Annotated in this window: 20 protein-coding genes and 1 tRNA gene; 12 read left to right on the top strand and 9 right to left on the bottom strand. The window is 70.5% G+C overall.

The genetic code is table 11. The annotated features are described in order from the left end of the window. Positions 1–38 precede the first annotated feature (38 nt). A complete protein-coding gene (locus tag VGJ24_RS15940) occupies positions 39–503 on the bottom strand; it encodes a cell division protein CrgA (protein WP_331501617.1) in 465 nt (154 codons plus the stop codon). 74 nt (positions 504–577) lie between these two features. On the opposite strand from VGJ24_RS15940, the gene VGJ24_RS15935 reads away from it, so the two are divergent. Continuing rightward, positions 578–1,345 carry a DUF881 domain-containing protein gene (locus VGJ24_RS15935; protein WP_331501616.1) on the top strand — a complete coding sequence of 256 codons (768 nt, stop codon included), beginning with the start codon at positions 578–580 and terminating at the stop codon, positions 1,343–1,345. A gap of 28 nt (positions 1,346–1,373) precedes the next feature. On the opposite strand, the gene pknB is transcribed toward VGJ24_RS15935, so the two are convergent. Then, a complete protein-coding gene (gene pknB, locus VGJ24_RS15930) occupies positions 1,374–3,134 on the bottom strand; it encodes a Stk1 family PASTA domain-containing Ser/Thr kinase (RefSeq protein ID WP_331501615.1) in 1,761 nt (586 codons plus the stop codon). Positions 3,135–3,136: 2 nt separating this feature from the next. Between pknB and VGJ24_RS15925 the strand changes: the two genes are divergently transcribed. Then, positions 3,137–3,274: a hypothetical protein gene (locus tag VGJ24_RS15925; protein ID WP_331501614.1), complete on the top strand. Its 138-nt coding sequence runs from the start codon at positions 3,137–3,139 to the stop codon at positions 3,272–3,274. Here VGJ24_RS15925 and VGJ24_RS15920 read toward each other — a convergent pair. Genes VGJ24_RS15920 through VGJ24_RS15900 form a run of 5 tightly spaced genes read right to left on the bottom strand, consistent with a single transcriptional unit; the run spans position 3,243 to position 8,576 of the window. Next, the gene (locus tag VGJ24_RS15920) at positions 3,243–4,730 is read right to left on the bottom strand and encodes a penicillin-binding protein 2 (RefSeq protein WP_331501613.1); all 1,488 of its coding nucleotides are present in this window, start codon (positions 4,728–4,730) and stop codon (positions 3,243–3,245) included. The two genes, VGJ24_RS15925 and VGJ24_RS15920, sit on opposite strands and share 32 nt — an antisense overlap. Next, complete coding sequence (locus VGJ24_RS15915; protein WP_414691099.1) at positions 4,727–6,094, bottom strand: FtsW/RodA/SpoVE family cell cycle protein; 1,368 nt, start codon at positions 6,092–6,094, stop codon at positions 4,727–4,729. The genes VGJ24_RS15920 and VGJ24_RS15915 overlap by 4 nt, the downstream gene beginning before the upstream one ends. Positions 6,095–6,119: 25 nt before the next feature. Beyond that, positions 6,120–7,403 carry a PP2C family protein-serine/threonine phosphatase gene (locus tag VGJ24_RS15910; RefSeq protein ID WP_331501611.1) on the bottom strand — a complete coding sequence of 428 codons (1,284 nt, stop codon included), beginning with the start codon at positions 7,401–7,403 and terminating at the stop codon, positions 6,120–6,122. Continuing rightward, entirely contained in the window at positions 7,400–7,870 is a 471-nt protein-coding gene (locus tag VGJ24_RS15905; RefSeq protein WP_331501610.1) for an FHA domain-containing protein FhaB/FipA, read from the bottom strand. The genes VGJ24_RS15910 and VGJ24_RS15905 overlap by 4 nt, the downstream gene beginning before the upstream one ends. Next, positions 7,863–8,576 carry a DUF3662 and FHA domain-containing protein gene (locus VGJ24_RS15900; protein WP_331501609.1) on the bottom strand — a complete coding sequence of 238 codons (714 nt, stop codon included), beginning with the start codon at positions 8,574–8,576 and terminating at the stop codon, positions 7,863–7,865. The genes VGJ24_RS15905 and VGJ24_RS15900 overlap by 8 nt, the downstream gene beginning before the upstream one ends. A gap of 230 nt (positions 8,577–8,806) precedes the next feature. Between VGJ24_RS15900 and VGJ24_RS15895 the strand changes: the two genes are divergently transcribed. After that, positions 8,807–8,893 (top strand) — tRNA-Leu (locus VGJ24_RS15895). Between the two features lie 506 nt (positions 8,894–9,399). Here the strand turns inward: VGJ24_RS15895 and VGJ24_RS15890 are convergent. Further along, complete coding sequence (locus VGJ24_RS15890; RefSeq protein ID WP_331501608.1) at positions 9,400–10,098, bottom strand: aminotransferase class IV; 699 nt, start codon at positions 10,096–10,098, stop codon at positions 9,400–9,402. Between the two features lie 45 nt (positions 10,099–10,143). Here VGJ24_RS15890 and VGJ24_RS15885 point away from each other — a divergent pair, with 45 nt between their 5' ends. From VGJ24_RS15885 to VGJ24_RS15865, 5 genes are all read left to right on the top strand, one after another. Then, complete coding sequence (locus VGJ24_RS15885) at positions 10,144–10,803, top strand: hypothetical protein (RefSeq protein WP_331501607.1); 660 nt, start codon at positions 10,144–10,146, stop codon at positions 10,801–10,803. Then, a complete protein-coding gene (locus tag VGJ24_RS15880; RefSeq protein WP_331501606.1) occupies positions 10,803–11,408 on the top strand; it encodes a DedA family protein in 606 nt (201 codons plus the stop codon). The genes VGJ24_RS15885 and VGJ24_RS15880 overlap by 1 nt, the downstream gene beginning before the upstream one ends. Then, positions 11,401–12,618, top strand: a complete 1,218-nt coding sequence (locus tag VGJ24_RS15875; RefSeq protein WP_331501605.1) for an MFS transporter — start codon at positions 11,401–11,403, stop codon at positions 12,616–12,618. Before VGJ24_RS15880 ends, VGJ24_RS15875 begins: the two co-directional genes overlap by 8 nt. Positions 12,619–12,628: 10 nt before the next feature. Continuing rightward, positions 12,629–14,008, top strand: coding sequence for an NAD-dependent malic enzyme (locus VGJ24_RS15870; RefSeq protein WP_331501604.1), 1,380 nt, complete (start codon positions 12,629–12,631; stop codon positions 14,006–14,008). 70 nt (positions 14,009–14,078) lie between these two features. Further along, positions 14,079–14,594 carry a glutathione peroxidase gene (locus VGJ24_RS15865; protein ID WP_331501603.1) on the top strand — a complete coding sequence of 172 codons (516 nt, stop codon included), beginning with the start codon at positions 14,079–14,081 and terminating at the stop codon, positions 14,592–14,594. A gap of 3 nt (positions 14,595–14,597) precedes the next feature. On the opposite strand, the gene ppgK is transcribed toward VGJ24_RS15865, so the two are convergent. Further along, positions 14,598–15,359, bottom strand: a complete 762-nt coding sequence (ppgK, locus tag VGJ24_RS15860; protein WP_331501602.1) for a polyphosphate--glucose phosphotransferase — start codon at positions 15,357–15,359, stop codon at positions 14,598–14,600. Positions 15,360–15,489: 130 nt separating this feature from the next. On the opposite strand from ppgK, the gene VGJ24_RS15855 reads away from it, so the two are divergent. Genes VGJ24_RS15855 through VGJ24_RS15835 form a run of 4 tightly spaced genes read left to right on the top strand, consistent with a single transcriptional unit; the run spans position 15,490 to position 20,367 of the window. After that, positions 15,490–17,025, top strand: a complete 1,536-nt coding sequence (locus VGJ24_RS15855; RefSeq protein WP_349257103.1) for a fatty acid desaturase — start codon at positions 15,490–15,492, stop codon at positions 17,023–17,025. Positions 17,026–17,034: 9 nt separating this feature from the next. Then, the gene (locus VGJ24_RS15845; protein WP_331501601.1) at positions 17,035–17,610 is read left to right on the top strand and encodes a TetR/AcrR family transcriptional regulator; all 576 of its coding nucleotides are present in this window, start codon (positions 17,035–17,037) and stop codon (positions 17,608–17,610) included. 28 nt (positions 17,611–17,638) lie between these two features. After that, positions 17,639–19,096, top strand: coding sequence for an MFS transporter (locus VGJ24_RS15840; protein WP_331501600.1), 1,458 nt, complete (start codon positions 17,639–17,641; stop codon positions 19,094–19,096). A 41-nt stretch (positions 19,097–19,137) separates the two neighbouring features. Beyond that, the gene (locus tag VGJ24_RS15835) at positions 19,138–20,367 is read left to right on the top strand and encodes a M15 family metallopeptidase (protein WP_331501599.1); all 1,230 of its coding nucleotides are present in this window, start codon (positions 19,138–19,140) and stop codon (positions 20,365–20,367) included. Positions 20,368–20,372: the final 5 nt, after the last annotated feature.

Raw genomic sequence — 20,372 nt, 5'->3', positions numbered from 1 at the left:
TTATCCACAGGTGATTCCACAGTTGTGGACGAGTGGGCTCACCCCCAGCGCGTGGCGTAGGAGAAGCCGACTGCCATGAACGCGATGCCGACCACGAGGTTCCACTGGTTCAGGTCGTTGAAGACCGCGACCTTGGGCAGGTTGTTGCCCGAGAGCACGTAGAAGGTGCAGATCCACAGCAGGCCCAGGATGAAGCAGAACAGCATCCCGACCACGACGCCCCGGCCACGGCCCAGCGGGGTCGAGGGGTGCGCCGAGGCCAGCAGGCCGACGAAGAACAGCCCGAAGCCGACGGTGTAGTTCCACCTGCCCATGTTGCCCATGAACGACGGGCCGCCGGGCTTGGCGGTCAGGCTGGTGGGGTCGGCGCGCACGGCCGTGTAGTAGTAGACGATCCAGGCGATCCCGACGAGCATCAGCACGACGCAGATCGCGAAGCGGACGCTCAGCAGCGGCCCGCGGTCGGGGTCGACGAACGACTGCTTGGCCTTGAGCTTGGCCACGCAGGCCTCCTTCACACGCGACGGCGCCCGCACCGGACGCCGTCCTCCACAGGTCGCGGGCTACCTTAGTCGGCATGGTGACGCGTCCCCCGAGCCGGTCCCTGGCCTGGCGCGTGGCGACACCGCTGGTCGGTCTGCTCAGCGGGGCGCTGTTCGTGGTGAGCGCCCACAGCAGCGAGGGCACCGACCTGCGGCCGGGACGCTTCACGGACCTGGCGTCGATGGTGCAGTACGACGCGACCCGGGCCGACCGCCTCAACCAGCGGGTGTCCGACCTCCATGACCAGGTCAACCAGCTCAGCTCCTCGGTGAACAACCGCCAGGTCCAGCAGCTGACCCGCCAGGCCGAACGGATGAAGTTTCCGGCCGGACTGTCCCCGGTCACCGGGCCGGGCATCACGGTCACCTTGTCGGACGCGCCCCAGAGCACCGGCCAGGACACCCCCGACACCGTTGACAACCCGAACCTCCTCCTGGTGCACCAGCAGGACATCCAGGCCGTGGTCAACGCGATGTGGAAGGGCGGCGCTCAGGCCGTCACCATCCAAGGCAAGCGCGTGGTGAGCACCACCGGCATTCGCTGCATCGGGAACTCCGTGCAGCTCCAGGGGATCCCCTACAGCCAGCCGTACCGGATCCAGGCCGTCGGCGACGTCACGCGGTTGGCAAACGCGATCGCCGACGACTCCTACCTCCAGGTCTACCGCGCCGACGCTGCCGATCCCGACATCCACGTCGGATGGGACGAGCAGATCGAGGACAAGGTGATCGCGCCGGCGTACGACGGACTGACCGACCTGCAGTACGCCCAGGTGCTGCCGCAGAGCGACGCCGGCAGCTGAGCCCCGCCCGCGGCCGGCGCCGCACCACTCAGGTCGGCGGCGAGGTCGGCAGGGACGTCGGCGGTGAGGTCGGCTCCGAGGTGGGAGGCGACGTCGGCGGTGAGCTCGGATTGTAGGTCGACACCTGGATGAAGACCGTCGAGCCCTGCGGGAGGGTCGCGCCCGCGGCGGGCGTCTGCCCGGTGACCGTGCCCTTGGTCTCGGTCGAGCTGTTGTCCGGGCTCACCTGCGGGGTGAAGCCGCGGTCCTTGATCATCTGCTCGGCCTCGGCCTGGGTGCGCCCGACCACGTTGGGGACCTTCTGCGGACCCCGGGAGATGCTGACCGTCACGTCCGAGTCGCGGGCGACCTTGGTGCCGGCAGGTGGGTCGGTGCTGACCACGGTCCCCTTCGCCTGGTCGGAGTCCACCGGCTGGAAGACCGGGTTGAGATGCGCGTTCTGCAACGCCGACTGCGCCTCGCTCTTCGGCTGCCCGACGATGGGGGGCACCTTCGTCGGGTGCGTACCGAGGGACAGCGTGTAGGTGACGGTCGTGCCCTTGTCGACGAACTCGTCGGCGGCCGGGTTCTGGTCGATGACCCGGTTGGGGGCGACCTTGGTGCTGTACGCGTGGTCGGCCGTGCCGACCTGCAGGCCGGCGTCGGTCAGCTTCGCGCGTGCCTGCGCGTCCGTCAGCCCGGCCAGCCGGGGCACCTGCACCTGGTCGGTGGGGCTGGCGAGCATCTTGGGCAGCAGGTACGCCGCCAGGCCCAGCACGATCACGAGCAGGATCGCGAGGAACACCAGCAGGCCCGGTCGCGCGCCACGATCCTCCTCCTCGACGGGCTCCTCCGCCGGAGGCACGGGCGTCACTGCCGTGGTCGGGTTCGTCACCGTCGTCGGCGGCTCGATCAGGGGCGGGGGCGGCGTGACGTGCACGGGATGGCCGGCGAGGTAGCGCTCGATGTCGCCGCGCATCGCGGCCGCCGACTGATACCGGTCCTCGACCCGCTTGGCCAGCGACTTCATCACGATGGCGTCGACCTCGGGAGGCAGGTCGGTGTCGTGGTCGGACGGCGGCGCCGCCGGCTCCCGGACGTGCTGGTACGCGACCGCGACCGGTGAGTCGCCGATGAACGGGGGGCGACCGGTCAGCAGCTCGTAGAGCAGGCAGCCGGCGGAGTACACGTCCGACCGCGAGTCGACCGGCTCGCCGCGCGCCTGCTCGGGTGAGAGGTACTGAGCGGTGCCGACCACGGCAGCGGTCTGGGTCATCGTGCTGGACGCGTCGGAGATCGCCCGCGCGATGCCGAAGTCCATCACCTTGACGTCGCCGGCCGGCGTGAGCATCACGTTCCCCGGCTTGATGTCGCGGTGGATGATCCCCGCGCGGTGGCTGTAGTCCAGGGCGGAGAGGACGCCGCTGGAGATCTCGAGGGCCCGCTCCGGCAGGATCTTGCGGCCCTCGCGGAGGATGTCGCGCAGCGTGCGGCCCGCGACGAACTCCATCACGATATAGGGCTGGGAGATGCCCGAGCCGTCGCTCGCCGGCACCTCGCCGGTGTCGTAGACGGCCACGATGGCGGGGTGGTTGAGCGACGCCGCGCTCTGTGCCTCGCGACGGAACCTGGCCTGGAAGGTCGCGTCGCTGGCAAGGTCGGTCCGCAGCCGCTTGACCGCGACGGTGCGGCCGAGCCGGGTGTCGGTGCCCTTGCGGACCTCCGCCATGCCGCCGCGCCCGAGGAGCTCCCCGAGCGCGTATCGGCCGCCGATCAGCGGCTGTCCGTCAGATGTGCTGTCGGGACTCACTGGTGGGCCCTCCCGTGCTGGTGACCGTGCTGGTGACGGTGCTGGTGACGGTGCTGGTGACCGTGCTGGTGATCGCGCTGGTCACCGGTGTCGTCGTACGTCGTGTGCTCAGCCATGGGGGTTCAGCACCGCCTCCATGACCGACTTGGCGATCGGTCCGCCGAGGGTGCCGCCGTGGATCTCGTCGGTGGGCTGGTCGACGTGCTGGAGCATCACGCAGACCGCGACCTTCGGCGACTGGGCCGGTGCGAACCCGACGAACCAGGCGTACGGCGGCACCTCGCTGCCGTCGGGGTTCTTCAGACCGCTCTGGGCGGTGCCGGTCTTGCCGGCGACCTGGATGCCCGGGATCGCGGCCGGTGTGGCGGTGCCGCTCTGGACGGTCGCCACCATCATCTTGGTGACCTCGCTCGCGGTGGACGACGAGGTCGCCTGCGCGAGCTGCTCGGGGTTGGTGGACTTGAGGGTCTCGAAGCTGGTGGGCGACTGCAGCGAGTTGACGAGGTACGGCTTCATCACCACGCCGTCGTTGGCGATCCCGGCGGTGACCATCGCCATCTGCAGGGGCGAGGCCGTGACCGAGCCCTGTCCGAAGCCGGAAAGCGCCGTATTCGGCGGGTCGAGCCCTGCGGGGTAGCGCGAGGTCGCCTGGGCCGGCAGGTCGTCGAAGTACTGCTGGTTGAACCCGAAGCCCTCGGCCTGGCGGTGCATCGCGCTCGCACCGACGGCCACCGCGAGCGGAGCGAACGCGGTGTTGCACGAGAACTCCATGGCCTGGATCAATGGGATCTTGGGGCTGCTGCACCCGCTGATGACGTCGTTGTGCACCACGCTGTGCGACTGGGGGAGCGTGTACGTCGGACCCGCCGGCACCAGCGTGTTGGCGTTGTACCTCCCGGTCTGGACCGCCGCGCTCGCGGTCACCACCTTGAACGTCGAGCCTGGCGCCAGGGTGGTCTGCACGGCCCGGTTCAGCAGCGGCTGGGACTTCAGCTTCGAGAGCTGCGTGGCGTACGCCGACGCCTTCTTGAAGTTGTGGTCGGCCAGCCGGTTCGGGTTGTAGGTCGGCAGCGACACCATGGCCAGGACCTTCCCGGTGCTCGGCTCGATCGCCACGACGGCGCCCTGCACGTCGGCTCCGAGCGCGCGCAGCCCGTCGAACGCCGCTTGCTGCGCCGCGGGATCGATCGTGGTCAGGACGTTGGCGCCCTTCGTGGCGTTGCCGTTGACCAGGTCGACGAGGCGGTTGACGAACAGGCTGTCGTCCTCGCCGGAGAGGTAGGAGTTCTGCGTGCGCTCGAGGCCGGTCTCGTTGCCGAACGTGTACCAGCCGGTGACCGGGGCGTACATGAACGGCTGGGGATAGGTCCGCTGGACCTTGTACTGGTCCTTGGACTTCACGCTCTCGGCGATCGCGGTGCGGCCGACCATGATCGCCCCCCGATCGCGGGAGAACGTCGCGGTGGCCACGCGGCCGTTGCCGACCCGGTCGTTGAGCGCGTTCGCGTGGTAGTACTGCAGGTAGGTCGCGTTCAGAGCCAGTGCCAGGAACAGCAGCAGGCAGAAGATCGAGACGGCCCGGATCGGCTTGTTCACGACAGCCTCACGACCTGCGTCGACTCCATGTCGACGTCGTCGGACACGGACAGGTCGGGCAGCGGACGCCTGGCGGCGTCGGAGATGCGCAACAGGATCGCGACGATCACCCAGTTGGCCACCAGCGACGATCCGCCGTACGACAGGAACGGTGTGGTGAGACCGGTCAGCGGGATCAGGTGGGTGACGCCGCCGACCACCACGAACACCTGGAGTGCGATCGCCCCGCCGAGACCGGTGGCGAGCAGCTTGCCGATGTCGTCGCGGCTGATCAGCGCGGCCCGGAACGCGCGCTCGACGATCAGGCCGTAGAGCAGGATCACCGCGATCGACCCGGTGAGCCCGAGCTCCTCGCCGATCGCGCCGAAGATGAAGTCGCTCTGGGCGAACGGGATGCGCCAGGGGGAGCCCTGGCCGAGGCCGCGGCCGATCAGCCCGCCGTAGGCCATCCCGAACATCGTCTCGACGGTCTGCCGGCCCTTGTCGTCGGTGGTGCCGCCGTAGTGGGCCCAGACGTCGGACCAGAGCTGGAAGCGCTCACGGACGTGGGCGATGAAGAGGACGGTCAGGTAGGAGCCGACCGCGAACAGCGTGCCGCCGACGACGAGCCAGCCCGCGCGCTCGGTCGCGACGTACAACATGATCAGGAAGAGGCCGAAGAACAGCAGGCTCGACCCGAGGTCGTGCTGGAAGACCAGGATGCCGAGGCTGACCAGCCACATCACGAGGATCGGGCCGAGGTCGCGGCCGCGCGGGAGGTCGATCATCGCGACCCGGCGGCCCGCCAGGGCGAGCGCGTCGCGGTGGAGCACGAGGTAGCCGGCGAAGGTGATCACGAGCAGCACCTTGGCGACCTCGCCCGGCTGGAAGCTCATCGAGCCGAGGTGGATCCAGATGCGAGCGCCGTTGACGGTCTTGCCGATGCCCGGTGCCATCGGCAGCAGGAGCAGGAAGATCGCGGCCAGACCGCTGGTGTAGGTGAAGCGCTGGAGGACGCGGTGGTCGCGCAGGGTGACCAGGGTGCCGATGAACAACGCCACGCCGATCGTCATCCAGACCAGCTGCTGGCGGGCGAGGTGGGCGTCGAGGGCCAGGTCGAGCCGGTGGATCTCGGCCAGGCCGAGGCCGTTGAGGGCCGCCACGATCGGGAGCAGCACCGGGTCGGCGTACGGCGCGACCAGTCGGACCGTGATGTGAGCGGCGATGATCAGCGCGGCCAGCCATCCGCCGTACGACACGATGTCGGCGGGCACCTTCTCCTTCACCCCGAGGCCGACCGCGGCGTACGCACCGACGCCGACGAGCAGGGCGATGACGAGCAGGAACAGCTCGGCCCCGCGTCGGCGGCGGTGGACGAAATGCATCAGCGCTCCGGACTGCTGTGGCACCTCAGCCACCCCCCGCCGGAGGCGTCTGGTTGGCCGCGAGGTGCTGAACGGTGCGCTCGGCCTCGGCCAGGCTGCCGGCGCCGATGCCGGACTGCACGGAGCGGGCGGTGAAGGAGTCGAGGTTGTCGACGTTCACGTTGGTCGTCTCGTAGGGATGGGAGAGGTCGATCCCCGGGATGTCGGCCTGTACGCCGCGGAAGATCGTGACCACACCGTCCTGCTCTCCGACGTAGTACTGGTGCTGGCTCCAGCTCCACGCGCCGGCGCCGGCCATCCAGGCGATCCCGATGAGTCCGAGCAGCAACAGGCCCCGGCGCAGCCACGGGTGACGGCGAGGGGCCCGGGGCGCGTAGCGGACGGTCTCCGGGTCGGGGTCGATGGCGAACGGGACGCCCGGGGGCAGGTCGTCGGGGATCTCGGCAGCCACCGGCTCCATCTCGCCGGTGTCGCCGGAGCGGTGGCCGCGAAAGAACGACGTACCGGCGCGGGGCTTGCGCTTCAGCTCCGCGGCCGAGCCGACCACCATCGGGGCCGGCGGCTCGGCGCCGTCGGTGGCAGGCTTGACGTCGGCGACGATGCAGGTGACGTTGTCGGTGCTCCCGGCCTCGAGGCTTGCGCGGACCAGCTCGACCGCCGCGAAGTCTGGCGAGCCGGTGGAGAGGATGTCCGCGAGGCGGCTGTTGTCGAGCGATCCGGACGCGCCGTCGCTGCAGAGCAGGATCCGGTCGGACTCGGCGAGCTCGACGGTGAACAGGTCGGGGTCGACGTCGTGAACGCCGTCGAGGGCCTTGAGGATCAGGTTGCGGTGGGGGTGGGTCCGGGCGTCCACCTCGCTGATCCGGCCCTCGTCGATCAGGCTCTGCACGAACGTGTGATCGGTGGTGAGCTGGCTGAGCTCGTTGCTGCGGTAGAGGTAGGCGCGGCTGTCGCCGATATGGCCCATCGCCAGACGGGCGCCGTCGAAGAGTGCGACGGTGGCGGTGGTGCTGGTGCCGCTGAGCGAGGGTTCCTCGTCGACGAGGTCACCGATCTTGTCCGACGCGCGGTGCAGCGCCCCGGCGACCAGCTCGAGCCGGTGGCGCGCGTCGTTCTCGTCGCCGGGTGGTGGCTCGTCGAGCCGGCGCAGCTGGCCGATCGCGGTGCTCGAGGCGAGGTCGCCGCGGGCGGCGCCGCCCACGCCGTCGCACACGGTGAGCAGCCAGGGCCCGGCGTAGCCGGAGTCCTGGTTGTCCTTGCGTACGCGCCCGACGTCCGAGATCGCGGCGTACTGCAGTCGGAACGTCACTTGCGCAGCTCCAGAAGGGTCTTGCCGATGCGGACCTGCGTGCCCAGCGTGAGGGTGGTCGGCTGCGTGATGCGGGCGCTGCCGATGTAGGTGCCGTTGGTGGAGCCGAGATCCTCGACGAACCACTGGTCGCCGCTGGAGGCGATGCGCGCGTGGCGGGTCGAGACGTAGTCGTCGTCGAGCCGGATGGCGGCGTCGGCGCCGCGGCCGATCAGGATCGGCGCCTCGGTCAGGTCGGCGCGCTCACCCTTGTTGGCGCCGTCGACCACCAGGACGTGGGTGGGTGAGCCCTTCCGTGCCTTCTGCTTGGGCTGGCGGCGGGCCTTGGGCGCGGCCGCCTCGCGGGCCGTTGCGGGCATCCGGGCGCCGAACATGTCGGAGCGGACCACCGAGATGGCCGACAGCACGAAGATCCACAGGATCGCCAGGTAGGAGATCTTGATCAGGAACAGCGTGAGCTCAGACATCGGCGTCCTCCTCGAGTCGGACCGTCATCGTGGTCCGTCCGATGCGGACCTCCGAGCCATCCTGGAGGCCGGTGCTGCTGATCCGGTGACCGTCGACGAGCATGCCGTTGGTGGAGCCGAGGTCCTGCACGGAGACCCGGACGTCGCCGCTCACGGACTCGTTCACCGTGAACTCGACATGGCGGCGACTGACGCCCGGGTCGTTGATGCGCAGGTCGGCCTCGGTGCCGCGGCCGACGACCAGTCCGGGCGACTGCAGCGGGTGGCGGGTCCCGTTGACGTCGAGGAACGCGCGGGCGCGTCGTACCTGGGTGTGAGTGGCGTTGCTGATCACCGAGGCGTGCGCCTGGCTGCGGACCCGGAAGCGGCCGATCGTGAGGTCGTCGGCGGTGTCGAACGCGATCGTGACCGGGCCGGCGAACACGTAGCTCTGCTTCTCGGCGTGCTCCTGGAGCTGGAGGGAGAGCTCCTTGACCAGCGCCGAGTCGTACGGCGAGAGCCGGTCCATGTCGGGCTGCGAGAGCTCCACGTGGAAGTCGTTGGGGACCATCCGGCGCTGCCGGGACAGGATCTGGGTGTTGTTGTCGCACTCACGCTGGAGGGCGGCGGCGATCTCGACCGGCTGCACGGCACTGCGGAACGCGCGGGCGAAGGCCCCAGAGACGAGCGCCTCGAGCCGCTGCTCGAACTTCTGCAGCACGCTCACGCCGCACCTCCTCTCCGCCCCGTGTGATTGCGCTTCCCGTCATCCGCCGAGTCGCCGGCCCACCCGCCCCGGTGGGACGAGGCCCGAGCGTGGTCGGGTTGTCGCCGATCGTATCGGGGCGGGAGTGGGCCACAGCGAGCGGCGACGCGAGGTCGCGTGCGAGTCGGCAGATCCGCTCGTTGCCGGTTTGGGGCGCGTCAAAGGGCTGGGATAGCCTTGGCGCGCTTCTGGCGCGAGTGGCGGAACAGGCAGACGCGCACGGTTCAGGTCCGTGTGCCCGAAAGGGCGTGGGGGTTCAACTCCCCCCTCGCGCACCATGCGGTGAAATGCGAGGCGCCCTCGCTCGTCGTAGCGAGCGAGGGCAGTGGCGCCGGCTCCCGTCCCCCCGGGCGGTAGCGGACCCCCCGCAGCCCGCTTGTCCCCCAGTCGAGCGGCCTGCTCCCGAGGCTCGATTCGTGAACCGCACCTCGATGGTGAGGAAACGACCGAATCCGTCGCCCATGACGCGATTGGCGACGAATCTTCTGGGATTTGTCCGACGCGACGTGCGAGCGCCTCCGAGGGCGGGTGGAGACCCTGAAATGTGAGGCGCCCCCGCTCGACGTGCGAGCGGGGGCCGTGGCGCCTGCCGTCCCCCCGGGCGGAAGCGGACCTCCATCAGCCCGGACATCCCCCCGGTTGTTCAGGCTGGCTTCGTGGATCCGATCCAAGATCGCGACCACTGAGAGAATTCAACGACAGATCTTCCGGCCGCGGAAGACCTTGCCCGAAAGTTTTCCGGGACTTGCCTGAACGCTGGCAAATGCAGCCCGTGCGCGCCTCGCTACTCCGCGCCGGCGAGGTGTTCCCGGAGCCACCTGGTCGTCGGCCCGACCGGCCAGCTCGCCAGCCCGGAGCAGGCGACGACCGGCTGGACGCCCCGGATCGAGCTGGTGGAGAGGACCTCGGCGGCCCCCGCCAGGTCCGTCAAGGTCACCGGCTGCTCGGCGCTTTCCACCTCGTGGGCGCGGAGCAGCGCGAGCACCCGGGCCCGCACGGTGCCGGGCAGGATCCGGCCGTCCAGCGGCGGCGTCACGACGACCCCGTCGATCACGAGGAAGACGTTCGCGGCGCCGCACTCGAGCAGCCCGTCGGACTCATCGACGAGGAGTACGTCGTCCGCGTCGCCGGGGTCGGCCAGGAGCCTCCGGTCGACCCACTTGTGCCGACCGAGTCCGCCGGAGATCCGCCGCGGCGTCAGTGTCCGAGGATCGAGGCCGGGCTCCTCGATCGGCTCGGTGTCGATCCGCCACTCACCGCTCGCCGGCTCGTACGACGTGCGCACGCGCGCCGCGCCGAGGGACTGTGCGCCGGCCTGCAGGCGACCCGAGAGCACGGCCGCGTCCACCGGTACGTCGTACAGCTCGCGCACCGACCGGGCCAGCCGGTCGACGTGCGCTCCGAGATCGACCGCACGGCCCCCGCGGACCAGCAGGGTGTCGAAGACGCCGAGGGCCGGGTCGGGACGGTCGGCGGCGGCCACGACCACGCAGCCTACGGCGAGGGACGGCGCGTCATACTGACGCGCATGGCACAGCGGCGGGACGGCGTGCGGTGGGGCCGCTGGATCCTCGTCGCGGTCGTCCTCGCGGTGATCAACGTGCCGTACCTCCTGCACGAGTGGGAGGTGCATCGCGCGGCGACGGACGGCATCCCGGTGACGGCCACCGTGGTCGGGGTCGGCCAGGCAGGGGACGACGCGATCGTCGCCTTCCGGCTCCCCTCGTCCGTCGACTCCGACCGTGTCGAGCGCCGGGTGAAGGTGACCGGCTCGGTGGGTGTCCAGGCCGCCCGGACCAAGCAGCTCGAGGTCCGGGTGCTGAAGGATCACCCGTCTGTCTTCCACGTCGACGGCGAGGTGCGCAGCAACGCCGCCTTGTACATCGTCGTCTTCGCGGACCTGTTCGTGGTCGGCCTGTTGCTGCTCGCCTGGCGGCTCGGCGGCCGCATCCGCCGGCCGACACTGGTGGGGATCGCGGTCGAGGACATCCGCAGCGGCCAGGAGGGCTCGTTGCTCGACAAGCAGGACGACGGCACCTACCTCGTCAACGGCGAGGTCGCCCGGACCGGACCGGCGTCCCTCGTCCTGAGCCTGCGCGACCGCGACATCGAGATCCATCTCCGCGACCACGACAACCCGATCGGCGTCGGCGAGCGCGCCACGGTGCGCGTCCAGCTGGTGGGTTGATGCTCCAGAAGGTCATCGACACACTGCTCGACGTCCCTCCGGGGATCGCCCTCCTGATCATCGCCGGGCTGGTGTTCGCCGAGGCCGCCCTGTTCTTCGGCTTCGTGCTGCCGGGGGAGACCGCCGTGGTGTACGGCGGCGTGCTCGCGGCCGCCGGGAGGGTCCCGGTGGTGCTGGTGCTCGCCGTCGTGCTCGTGGCGGCGGTGGTCGGCGACAGTGTCGGCTTCGAGGTCGGCCGCAAGCTCGGACCCCGGCTGGTCCGCGCGCCCGTGCTCCGCAACCATCCCGACCGTTTCGAGGAGGCCCAGGCCTATCTGCGACGTCGCGGAGGTCGGGCGGTCGTGATGGGCCGCTTCACGGCCTTCCTGCGTGCGGTCATGCCGGGCCTGGCCGGCGCGAGCCGGATGGAGTACCGCCGCTTCCTCTTCTTCAACGTGATCGGCGGCGTGATCTGGGGCGGCGCCTGCGTGCTGCTCGGCTACTTCGCGGCCCACTCGATCAGCACGATCAGCCACGCCCTCGGGGTGACCAGTGGCGTGATCGTGGTCTTCATCGCCGCCGGGCTGCTCTGGGCCTGGCACCGGCGGCGTACCCGCGATGGCTGACGCCGTAGCCGACACCCGAGACTGGCAGGGCTGGCGCACCGTCCTCTGGCTGGGTGTGGTCAGCCTCCTCGTCGACCTGGTGTACGAGGGCGCGCGGTCGATCACCGGCCCGTTCCTGGCCTCGCTCGGGGCCTCGGCGTTGACGGTCGGGCTCGTGACCGGCGCGGGTGAGGCCGCGGCGCTGGGCTTCCGGGTGTTCTCGGGCCCGGCCGCCGACCGCACCGGCCGGTACTGGCGGTGGATGGTGATCGGCTACGCACTCACGGCCGTGTGCGTCCCGCTGATGGCGCTCGCGCCGGCCCTCGGGGCCGCCGGTCTCGCGTTCGGCGCGGCGATGGTGCTGCTCGAGCGGACCGGCAAGGCGATCCGGAGTCCGGCCAAGTCGGTCCTGCTCGCGGTCGCTGCGCGCAACGTCGGCCGAGGACGCGGCTTCGGTGTGCACAAGGCCCTCGACCAGACCGGCGCGTTCCTCGGTCCGTTGCTGGTCGCGGTCGTCGTCGCGGTCACGTCCCACCAGTGGGCCGGCCTGCTGGTGCTCGCGGTGCCGGGCGCCGTGGCGCTCGGCGTACTCGCCTGGATGCACCGGTACGTCGGGGACCCGCAGCACGAGCACGTCCCGGCCGGGGCGCCTCTGGTGGCGCTGCCGGGCACCTTCTACGTGTACGCCGTAGCGTGCTCGCTCACGACCATGGGGCTGATGACGTTCGGCGTCATCTCCTTCCACCTGGTCAACGAGCACCTGGTCACGGCCGCTGTCGTCCCGGTGGTCTACGCGGCCGCGATGGGCGCGGATGCCCTCGCCTCGCTCGGCACCGGCTTCGCCTACGACCACGTCGGCGGCGGCACCCTGCTGCTGCTCCCCGTGGTGGTGGCGTTCGTGCCGGCGCTGGTGTTCACCGATCGGGTCGGCCTCGCCGTCACGGGCGTGCTGCTCTGGGGGGCGGCGACCGGGGTCCAGGACTCGACGGTCAAGGCGCTGGTCGCCGACCTCGTCCCCGCCGCGCGGCTGGCCACGGCGTACGGCGCCTTCGCGGCGTTCCAGGCCGTGGCCGCACTGTCCGGGGGCGCTCTCGCCGGCTGGTTGTACGACGGGCGACGGGACGTGCTGGTCGTCGCGATCGGAGTCGCCCAGGCGGTGGCGCTGGTGCTGCTCCTCGGCGTTCTCGTGCGCCGGCGGCACCGCGACAAGGGGCCGACCGGGCCGGGCTAGGGTGATCAGCATGTCGGCCACCCCGTCGTCGTACTCCATCACGATGCGTCTGCACACCGCGCCGGACCACGGGGTCGTCGGGGCCGTCGCCACGGCGATCGCCGCCGCGGGCGGCATCGTCACCGCGATCGACGTCGCCGACTCGAGCCACGAGCGCCTCGTCGTCGACGTCACCTGCTCCGCCGCCGATGCCGATCACGCCGAGCTCGTGGTCGCCGCGGTCAAGGAGGTCGAGGGCGTCGAGGTGTACAAGGTCAGCGACCGCACGTTCCTGCTCCACATCGGCGGCAAGATCGAGGTCACCTCGAAGGTCCCGCTGCGCACGCGCGACGACCTCTCGATGGCCTACACGCCCGGCGTCGGCCGGGTCAGCCTGGCGCTGGCCAAGAACCCCGAGGACGTCTCCCGGCTGACCATCAAGGGCAACTCCGTCGCGGTCGTCACCGACGGCTCGGCGGTGCTCGGGCTCGGGAACATCGGGCCCGGCGCGGCGCTGCCGGTGATGGAGGGCAAGGCCGCCCTGTTCAAGCGGTTCGGCGGCATCGACGCCTGGCCCATCTGCCTCGACACCCAGGACACCGACGAGATCGTCCGCACCGTCGAGCTGATCGCGCCGGGCTTCGGCGGGATCAACCTCGAGGACATCGCCGCGCCACGCTGCTTCGAGGTGGAGCGCAGGCTCCGGGAGAGCCTCGACATCCCGGTCTTCCACGACGACCAGCACGGCACCGCGATCGTCGTGCTCGCAGCGCTCACCAACGCCCTGCGGTGCGTGGACAAGAAGCTCGCGGACGTGCGCATCGTGGTCTCCGGCGGCGGTGCCGCCGGCTCGGCGATCGTCACCCTGCTCCTCGCCGCGGGCGCCGGCGACGTCGTGGTCACCGACATCCACGGCATCCTCTCCGGCGACGACGCGAGCCTCAGTCCGGCCATGGCCGAGCTCGCGAGCCGGACCAACGCCAACCGCCTGCGCGGCGGCCTCCACGAGGCGATGCGTGGCTCCGACGTGTTCATCGGCGTGAGCGCGCCCGGCATCCTGCCGGCCGAGTGGATCGGCGACATGGCCGAGAACGCCGTGGTCTTCGCCCTGGCCAACCCCGACCCGGAGGTCGACCCCGCCGACGCGGAGAGGTACGCCGCGGTCGTGGCCAGCGGGCGCTCGGACTTTCCGAACCAGATCAACAACGTGCTGGCGTTCCCCGGGGTCTTCCGCGGCCTGCTCGACGCGCGGGCGAAGGAGATCACCACCGAGATGCTCCTCAAGGCGGCGTACGCGATCGCCCACGTCGTGAACGACGAGGAGCTCAACGCCAACTTCATCATCCCCACCGTTTTCCACCCCGACGTGCCGAAGGCCGTCGCCGCCGCCATCAGAGGAGCCGACACATGAACTCACCCCACGACGTGCCTCGCCTCCCCCGCTTCGCTCCTCCGTCGAGCAACGTCGCAGGGACCCCGAGATGAGCGAGTCCACATCCCTGGGCGACTTCCACGCGACCACGATCGACGGGAAGGACCAGGATCTGGGGACCTACCTGGGCGATGTGGTGCTGGTGGTGAACACCGCCAGCAAGTGCGGACTCACCCCGCAGTACGAGGGCCTGCAACATCTCTACGACGCGTACGCCGCGCGCGGCCTCGTCGTGCTCGGGTTCCCGTGCGACCAGTTCGGTCACCAGGAGCCCGGCACCGAGGAGGAGATCGCCGGCTTCTGTGAGCGCAACTACGGCGTCTCGTTCCCGATGTTCGCCAAGATAGACGTGAACGGCGCCGACACCCACCCGCTGTACGCCTGGCTGAAGAGTGAGAAGTCCGGCCTGCTGGGTGGCGCGATCAAGTGGAACTTCACCAAGTTCCTCCTCGACCGCGACGGCCGCGTCGTCGACCGCTACGCCCCGCAGACCGAGCCGGCCGAGCTCACCGCCGACATCGAGGAGCAGCTGGCGGCGACCGCCGAGGGCGCCGCCGACGCCTGACCGTCAGGTCTCGCTCTCGGTCGCGTAGAGCGCGGCCCCGACGATCCCCGCGGCGTTGCGCAGCTCGGCGGGGATGATCTCCGTCTCGATGTCGACCAGCGGCAGGAACTGGTCGGCCTTCTTGCTGACGCCGCCGCCGACCACGAAGAGCTCGGGGGAGAACAGGTCCTCGAGCTTGCGGTAGTACGCCGTCAGCCGCTTGGCCCAGTCCTCCCAGGACAGGTCCTCGCGCTCGCGGGCGCTGGCGGCCGCCCGCTTCTCGGCGTCGTGGCCGTCGATCTCCAGGTGGCCGAGCTCGGAGTTGGGCACCAGGACCCCGTCGTACACCAGGGCGGAGCCGATCCCGGTGCCGAGCGTGGTGACGATGACCAGCCCGCGGCGGCCCTTCGCTGCGCCGTACCGGACCTCGGCGAGGCCGGCGGCGTCGGCGTCGTTGACGACGTGTACGTCGCGGCCGGTTCCCTTCGTGAAGAGCCGGTCGGCGTCCTCGCCGATCCAGTGCTTGTCGATGTTGGCGGCCGAGTGCACCACGCCTTTGACCACGACTCCGGGGACGGTGACGCCGACCGGACCCTCGGAGCCTGGGAACTTCGCGAGCAGCTCGGCGAAGACGGCGGCCACAGCGTGCGGGGTCGACGGCTGCGGGGTGTCGATCCGTACGCGCTCCTCGGCGAACTCGCCCCGGTCGAGGTCGACCGGCGCGCCCTTGATGCCGCTGCCGCCGAAGTCGATGCCGAACGGAACGCCCGACGCCTTGGCACTCATGGTCCCAATCTCCCGGTGTCGGCGCCGCGGGGCAACCTCCGGATATGTGCGGAGGTTGTCACCCAGGCTTTACAAATCGTATGATGATGTAAACCTGATCTCGACCGACGAAGGTCGCGAGGAGGCAGTCATGGCAGCGACGTCCGGGATCGCGAACAGCACCATGCCGCAGCACTCGACCGACCAGTGGCGCGACCAGAAGCGCTACCTGTGGCTGATCGGGCTGGTCGTCCCGTCGCTGGCGTTCATCGCCATCGCGATGTGGACGCTGACCGGCTGGGGAGTGTGGTTCTGGATCGGCCCGATCGTGATCCTGGTGGTCGTCCCGGCGATCGACCTGATCGCCGGCCTCGACCGGTCCAACCCGCCCGACGACGTGATCGAGGCGCTGGAGAAGGACCGGTACTACCGGTGGATCACCTACCTCTTCCTGCCGATCCAGTACGCCGGCTTCATCGGCGCGATGTACCTCGTCGCCCACGGCGGGCTGTCGGCGATCGACAAGATCGGGATCGCGATCTCGATCGGCTGCATCGGCGGGATCGGCATCAACACCGCCCACGAGCTCGGCCACAAGAAGGAGGCCAACGAGCGCTGGCTGTCCAAGATCGCGCTGGCGCAGAGCTTCTACGGCCACTTCTACATCGAGCACAACCGTGGCCACCACGTGCGTGTTGCCACGCCCGAGGACCCGGCCTCCGCCCGGGTGGGCGAGAGCTTCTACGAGTTCTGGCCGCGCACGGTCGGGGGCTCGCTGAAGTCGTCGTGGAACCTGGAGAGGAAGCGCATCGGCCGGCGCAAGCAGCACCCGTGGCGGCTCTCGAACGACGTCCTCAACGCGTGGCTGATGTCGGCGGTGCTGTGGGGAGCGATGCTCGCGGTCTTCGGCATCGACATCGCGCCGTACCTCCTGATCCAGGCGGTGGTGGGGTTCTCGCTGCTCGAGGTCGTCAACTACATGGAGCACTACGGGATGCTGCGGCAGAAGGTGGGGGTGGGTGAGCGGCAGCGCTACGAGCGGGTCGACCCCTCGCACTCGTGGAACTCCAACAACGTCGCGACCAATGTGCTGCTCTACCACCTGCAGCGGCACAGCGACCACCACGCGAACCCGACCCGGCGCTACCAGTCCCTGCGCGACTTCGAGGAGAGCCCGGTGCTGCCGACCGGCTACGCCGGGATGATCGTGCTCGCGATCGTGCCTGCGGTCTGGCGGCGGGTGATGGATCCGAGGGTGTGCGCCCACTTCGGCGGGGACCTGTCGCGTGCGAACATCTCACCCCGCAAGCGCGAGCGGATCCTCGCGCGTTACTCCGTGGTGGGGGCGGCGCCGGCCCCGGAGCCGGGCGTCGCTGGCGGCTGCGCGTCGGCCGTGCCACGCCCCGCGTCGTCCGGTGCGCCGGCGGCCGCCGCGCGTGCGCACGCTCCTTCCGTCTCCGGGCCCGGCGCCTCCGGCGCCTCCGCCGTCGGAGCACCGGCCGACGAGGCGCTGGCTTGGGGGTGCCCCGGATGCGGGTACGTGTACGACGTGGTCGCGGGGGAGGAGAAGGAAGGGTTCGCCGCTGGGACCGCGTGGTCGGAGATCCCGGACACGTGGTGCTGTCCGGACTGCGGGGTGCGGGACAAGGTCGACTTCGTGGCGGTGGAGCACGAGCCTGCTTCCTAGACTGGCGGCGTGACGACCGCCGCCTCGCTGACCATGCACGAGCGGGTGGTCGCGGCAGCGGCGGAGCTGACTCTCGAGGTGGGCTGGGCCGGAGTCACCATGGGCAAGCTCGCCGATCGGGTGGGTGTCTCGCGGCAGACGGTCTACAACGAGGTCGGGTCGAAGCCGCAGCTGGCCGAGGAGATGGTCCTCGCCGAGCTCGCGACGTTCCTGGCAGTGGTCGACGAGGCGTTCGACGAGCAGCCGGGGAACCTGGTGGAGGCCATCCGAGGTGCCTCGCGGGGCGTCCTCGAGCTCGCCAGGAGGAACGCGCTGCTGCAGGCGGTCGTGTCCGCGTCGTACGGCGCAGCGACCGAGCTGCTTCCGCTGTTGACCACGCGCAACGACGCACTGGTGCTGACCGCGACCGAGGCGGTGCGGCGGCGGGTCACGTCGTACCCGATCGACCTCGACGACCGTCACCTCGACGCGGCCATCGACATGGTCGTGCGGCTGGTGCTGTCGCACGTCGTCCACCCGATCGGGAAGCCCGCCGACACCGCCGACGACATCGCCTGGATCTCGGAGAAGACGCTGCGCCTGTGACGTCCGCAGCCCGGCGTATCGTCACGGCGTGAGCGCGGGGACGATCGAGTACTCCTCCGCCGTGGGCCGCGGTGTCGTGCTCGCGGCGGTGCTGGGCTCGGGGATGGCGATGCTGGACGGCACGGTCGTCAACGTCGCCCTGAAGACGATCGGCAAGGACCTCGACGCCTCACTGGCGCAGCTGCAGTGGATCACCAACGGGTACCTCCTCATGCTGGCCAGCCTGATCCTGCTCGGCGGTGCCCTCGGCGACCGGCTCGGCCGGCGGCGGGTGTTCGTGATCGGCGTGGTCTGGTTCGCCGCCGCGTCCGTGCTCTGCGGCGTCGCGCCGGACAGCACCACCCTGATCGCCGCCCGGGTCCTGCAGGGGATCGGCGGCGCCCTGCTCACCCCCGGCAGCCTGGCGATCATCGAGGCGGTGTTCGTGCGCGCCGACCGGGGCCGCGCGATCGGCGCCTGGTCCGGCCTCGGCAGCATCGCGGCGGCGATCGGCCCGTTCGTGGGCGGCGGCCTCGTGGAGTACGCCAGCTGGCGCTGGATCTTCCTGATCAACGCACCGATCGCGGCGGTCACGGTCGTGGTCGCGCTGAAGTACGTCCCGGAGACCAAGGGCGAGAGCGACGGCCCGTTCGACGTGCCGGGCGCGGCGTTGGCCGCGATCTTCCTCGGTGGCCTCACCTACTGGCTGATCGAGTGGGGAACCTCGCTCGCGCCGGCCGCGCTGGTCATCGGGATCCTGGCGGGGGTCGCGTTCCTCGTCGTGGAGCACCGCACCGAGCACCCGATGATGCCGCTGAGCATGTTCCGCTCGCGCAACTTCAGCGCCGCGAACGCGATGACCCTGCTGGTGTACGCCGCGCTGGGCGCGATCGTGTTCTTCCTCGTCATCGACCTGCAGACAGTGCTGGGGTACGGCGCGCTCGAGGCGGGCGTCGCCACCCTCCCGCTGACGGTGATCATGCTGCTCTTCGCGGCTCGGGGTGGCGCGCTCGGGGCCCGGATCGGACCCCGGATCCCGATGACGGTCGGGCCGCTGGTGATGGCCGTCGGTGTGGCCTGGCTGTCCCAGGTCGGTGCGGGCACGTCGTACTGGCTGGGCGTGTTTCCGCCGGTGGTCATCTTCGGCCTCGGCCTGTCCCTGATGGTGGCGCCGCTGACGATGACCGTTCTGGCCGCCGCGCCCGAGGGCCGGGCCGGCATCGCCAGCGGGGTCAACAACGCGGTCGCGCGGGCGGGGTCGCTGCTGGCGGTCGCCGCGCTGCCGGTGGCGGTCGGGCTGTCGGGTGACCAGTACGCCGACCCGGTCGCCTTCGACGACGCGTACGGGAAGGCGATGCTCATCTGCGCCGCGCTGCTCGCGGTCGGCGGCATCCTCTCCTGGCTGACGATCACGCCAGGTCCGGTCGCGCCCGCCGAGGACGACGAGCGCCCGCGCGAACGGGTCTCGTCGCGTCACCCGCTCGACTGCCCCACACGGGGGCACTGACCGGTCGGGGACCGCCCACCACCGCACTACCCTTGCCACCCATGGGGCGAGCTCGGTCACGTCGCCGCGCCGTCGTGGCCGCGGCCTGCGTTCTCCTCGCCCTCGTGCTGGCCGCGTGCGGCGACCGTTCGTCGAGCTCGTCGGCCGACCCCACGAGCAACCCGACGGGCGGGACCGGCCCGTCGAGCGTCCCGACGGTGGACCCGACCTCGTCCGGACCGACCGGGGACCACACGGTGGCGCGTCCCGGTCCTTTCCGAGCGCCACTGCACACCCCGGACATGCTGATCTTCCGCCAGCATCCGCTCAGCGCCCGGATCGTGAACCGGATCCGCCACGTGCAGGGGGTCACGAGGGTGGAGCGGTTCAGTCTGGCGCAGGTGAGCATCCAGGACCACGCGATCAACGTCGCGGCGGTGAACCCCGCGACGTACCGGAACTTCAACCCCGACGCCGTGGCGCAGTTCCAGCCGGAGTGGAACCGGATCGCCGCGGGCGAGATGGCGTTGCGGTCGGGCTTCCGCAAGCAGGTCGCGAAGAGCGGCTACGTCCGGCTCGGCGCCTCCGCCGACGCGCCGCAGGTCCACGTCGGTGCGTACTCGCCGCAGATCCCGCAGGTCGACGCGGTCGTCAACGACAGCTGGGTGGAGACCCTGGGCATGCGCAAGGGGAACGCGCTGCTGGTCTCGACCGGGATCCGGACCCCGCTGTCGATCCGGAAGCCGATCCAGCGGATCGTCGGTCACTCGGCGTCGGTGCAGCGGCTCGACGTGGCTGCTCGGCTGGGGCTCGACCCGAAGGCGGTGCAGATCGGGTTCCTGGTCGGCAGCGCCGCCCAGGCCGTGGGGTCCTACAGCTACACGGTGACAGGTGGTGGCCGGATCGCTCCGCAGCAGGCCTGGGTGACCAGCCACATCTCCACCGAGACCATGCCGATCATCGGGCCGATGACCTGTAACACCCAGATGTTCCCGCAGCTCCGCGCCGCGCTGGAGGAGATCCAGGCGGATGGGCTCGCGCCGGCGATCCATCCCCAGCAGTACGGCGGTTGCTTCGTGCCGCGCTTCATCGCCGGCACCACGACCCTGTCCAACCATGCGTTCGGCCTGGCGTTCGACGTGAACGTCCCGGAGAACCAGCGCGGCACGGTCGGCCGGATCAACCGCCAGGTGGTGGCCGTCTTCGAGGAGTGGGGCTTCACCTGGGGCGGCACCTGGCGCTACACCGACCCGATGCACTTCGAGCTGAACCGGATCGTTCATCCTGGGTGAGGACG

It is taken from the genome of Nocardioides sp. (assembly GCF_036493135.1).
Classification (GTDB): Bacteria; Actinomycetota; Actinomycetes; order Propionibacteriales; family Nocardioidaceae; genus Nocardioides.
The sequence above is the reverse complement of the archived record's forward strand: the minus strand, read 5'-3'. Positions and strand labels throughout refer to the sequence as shown.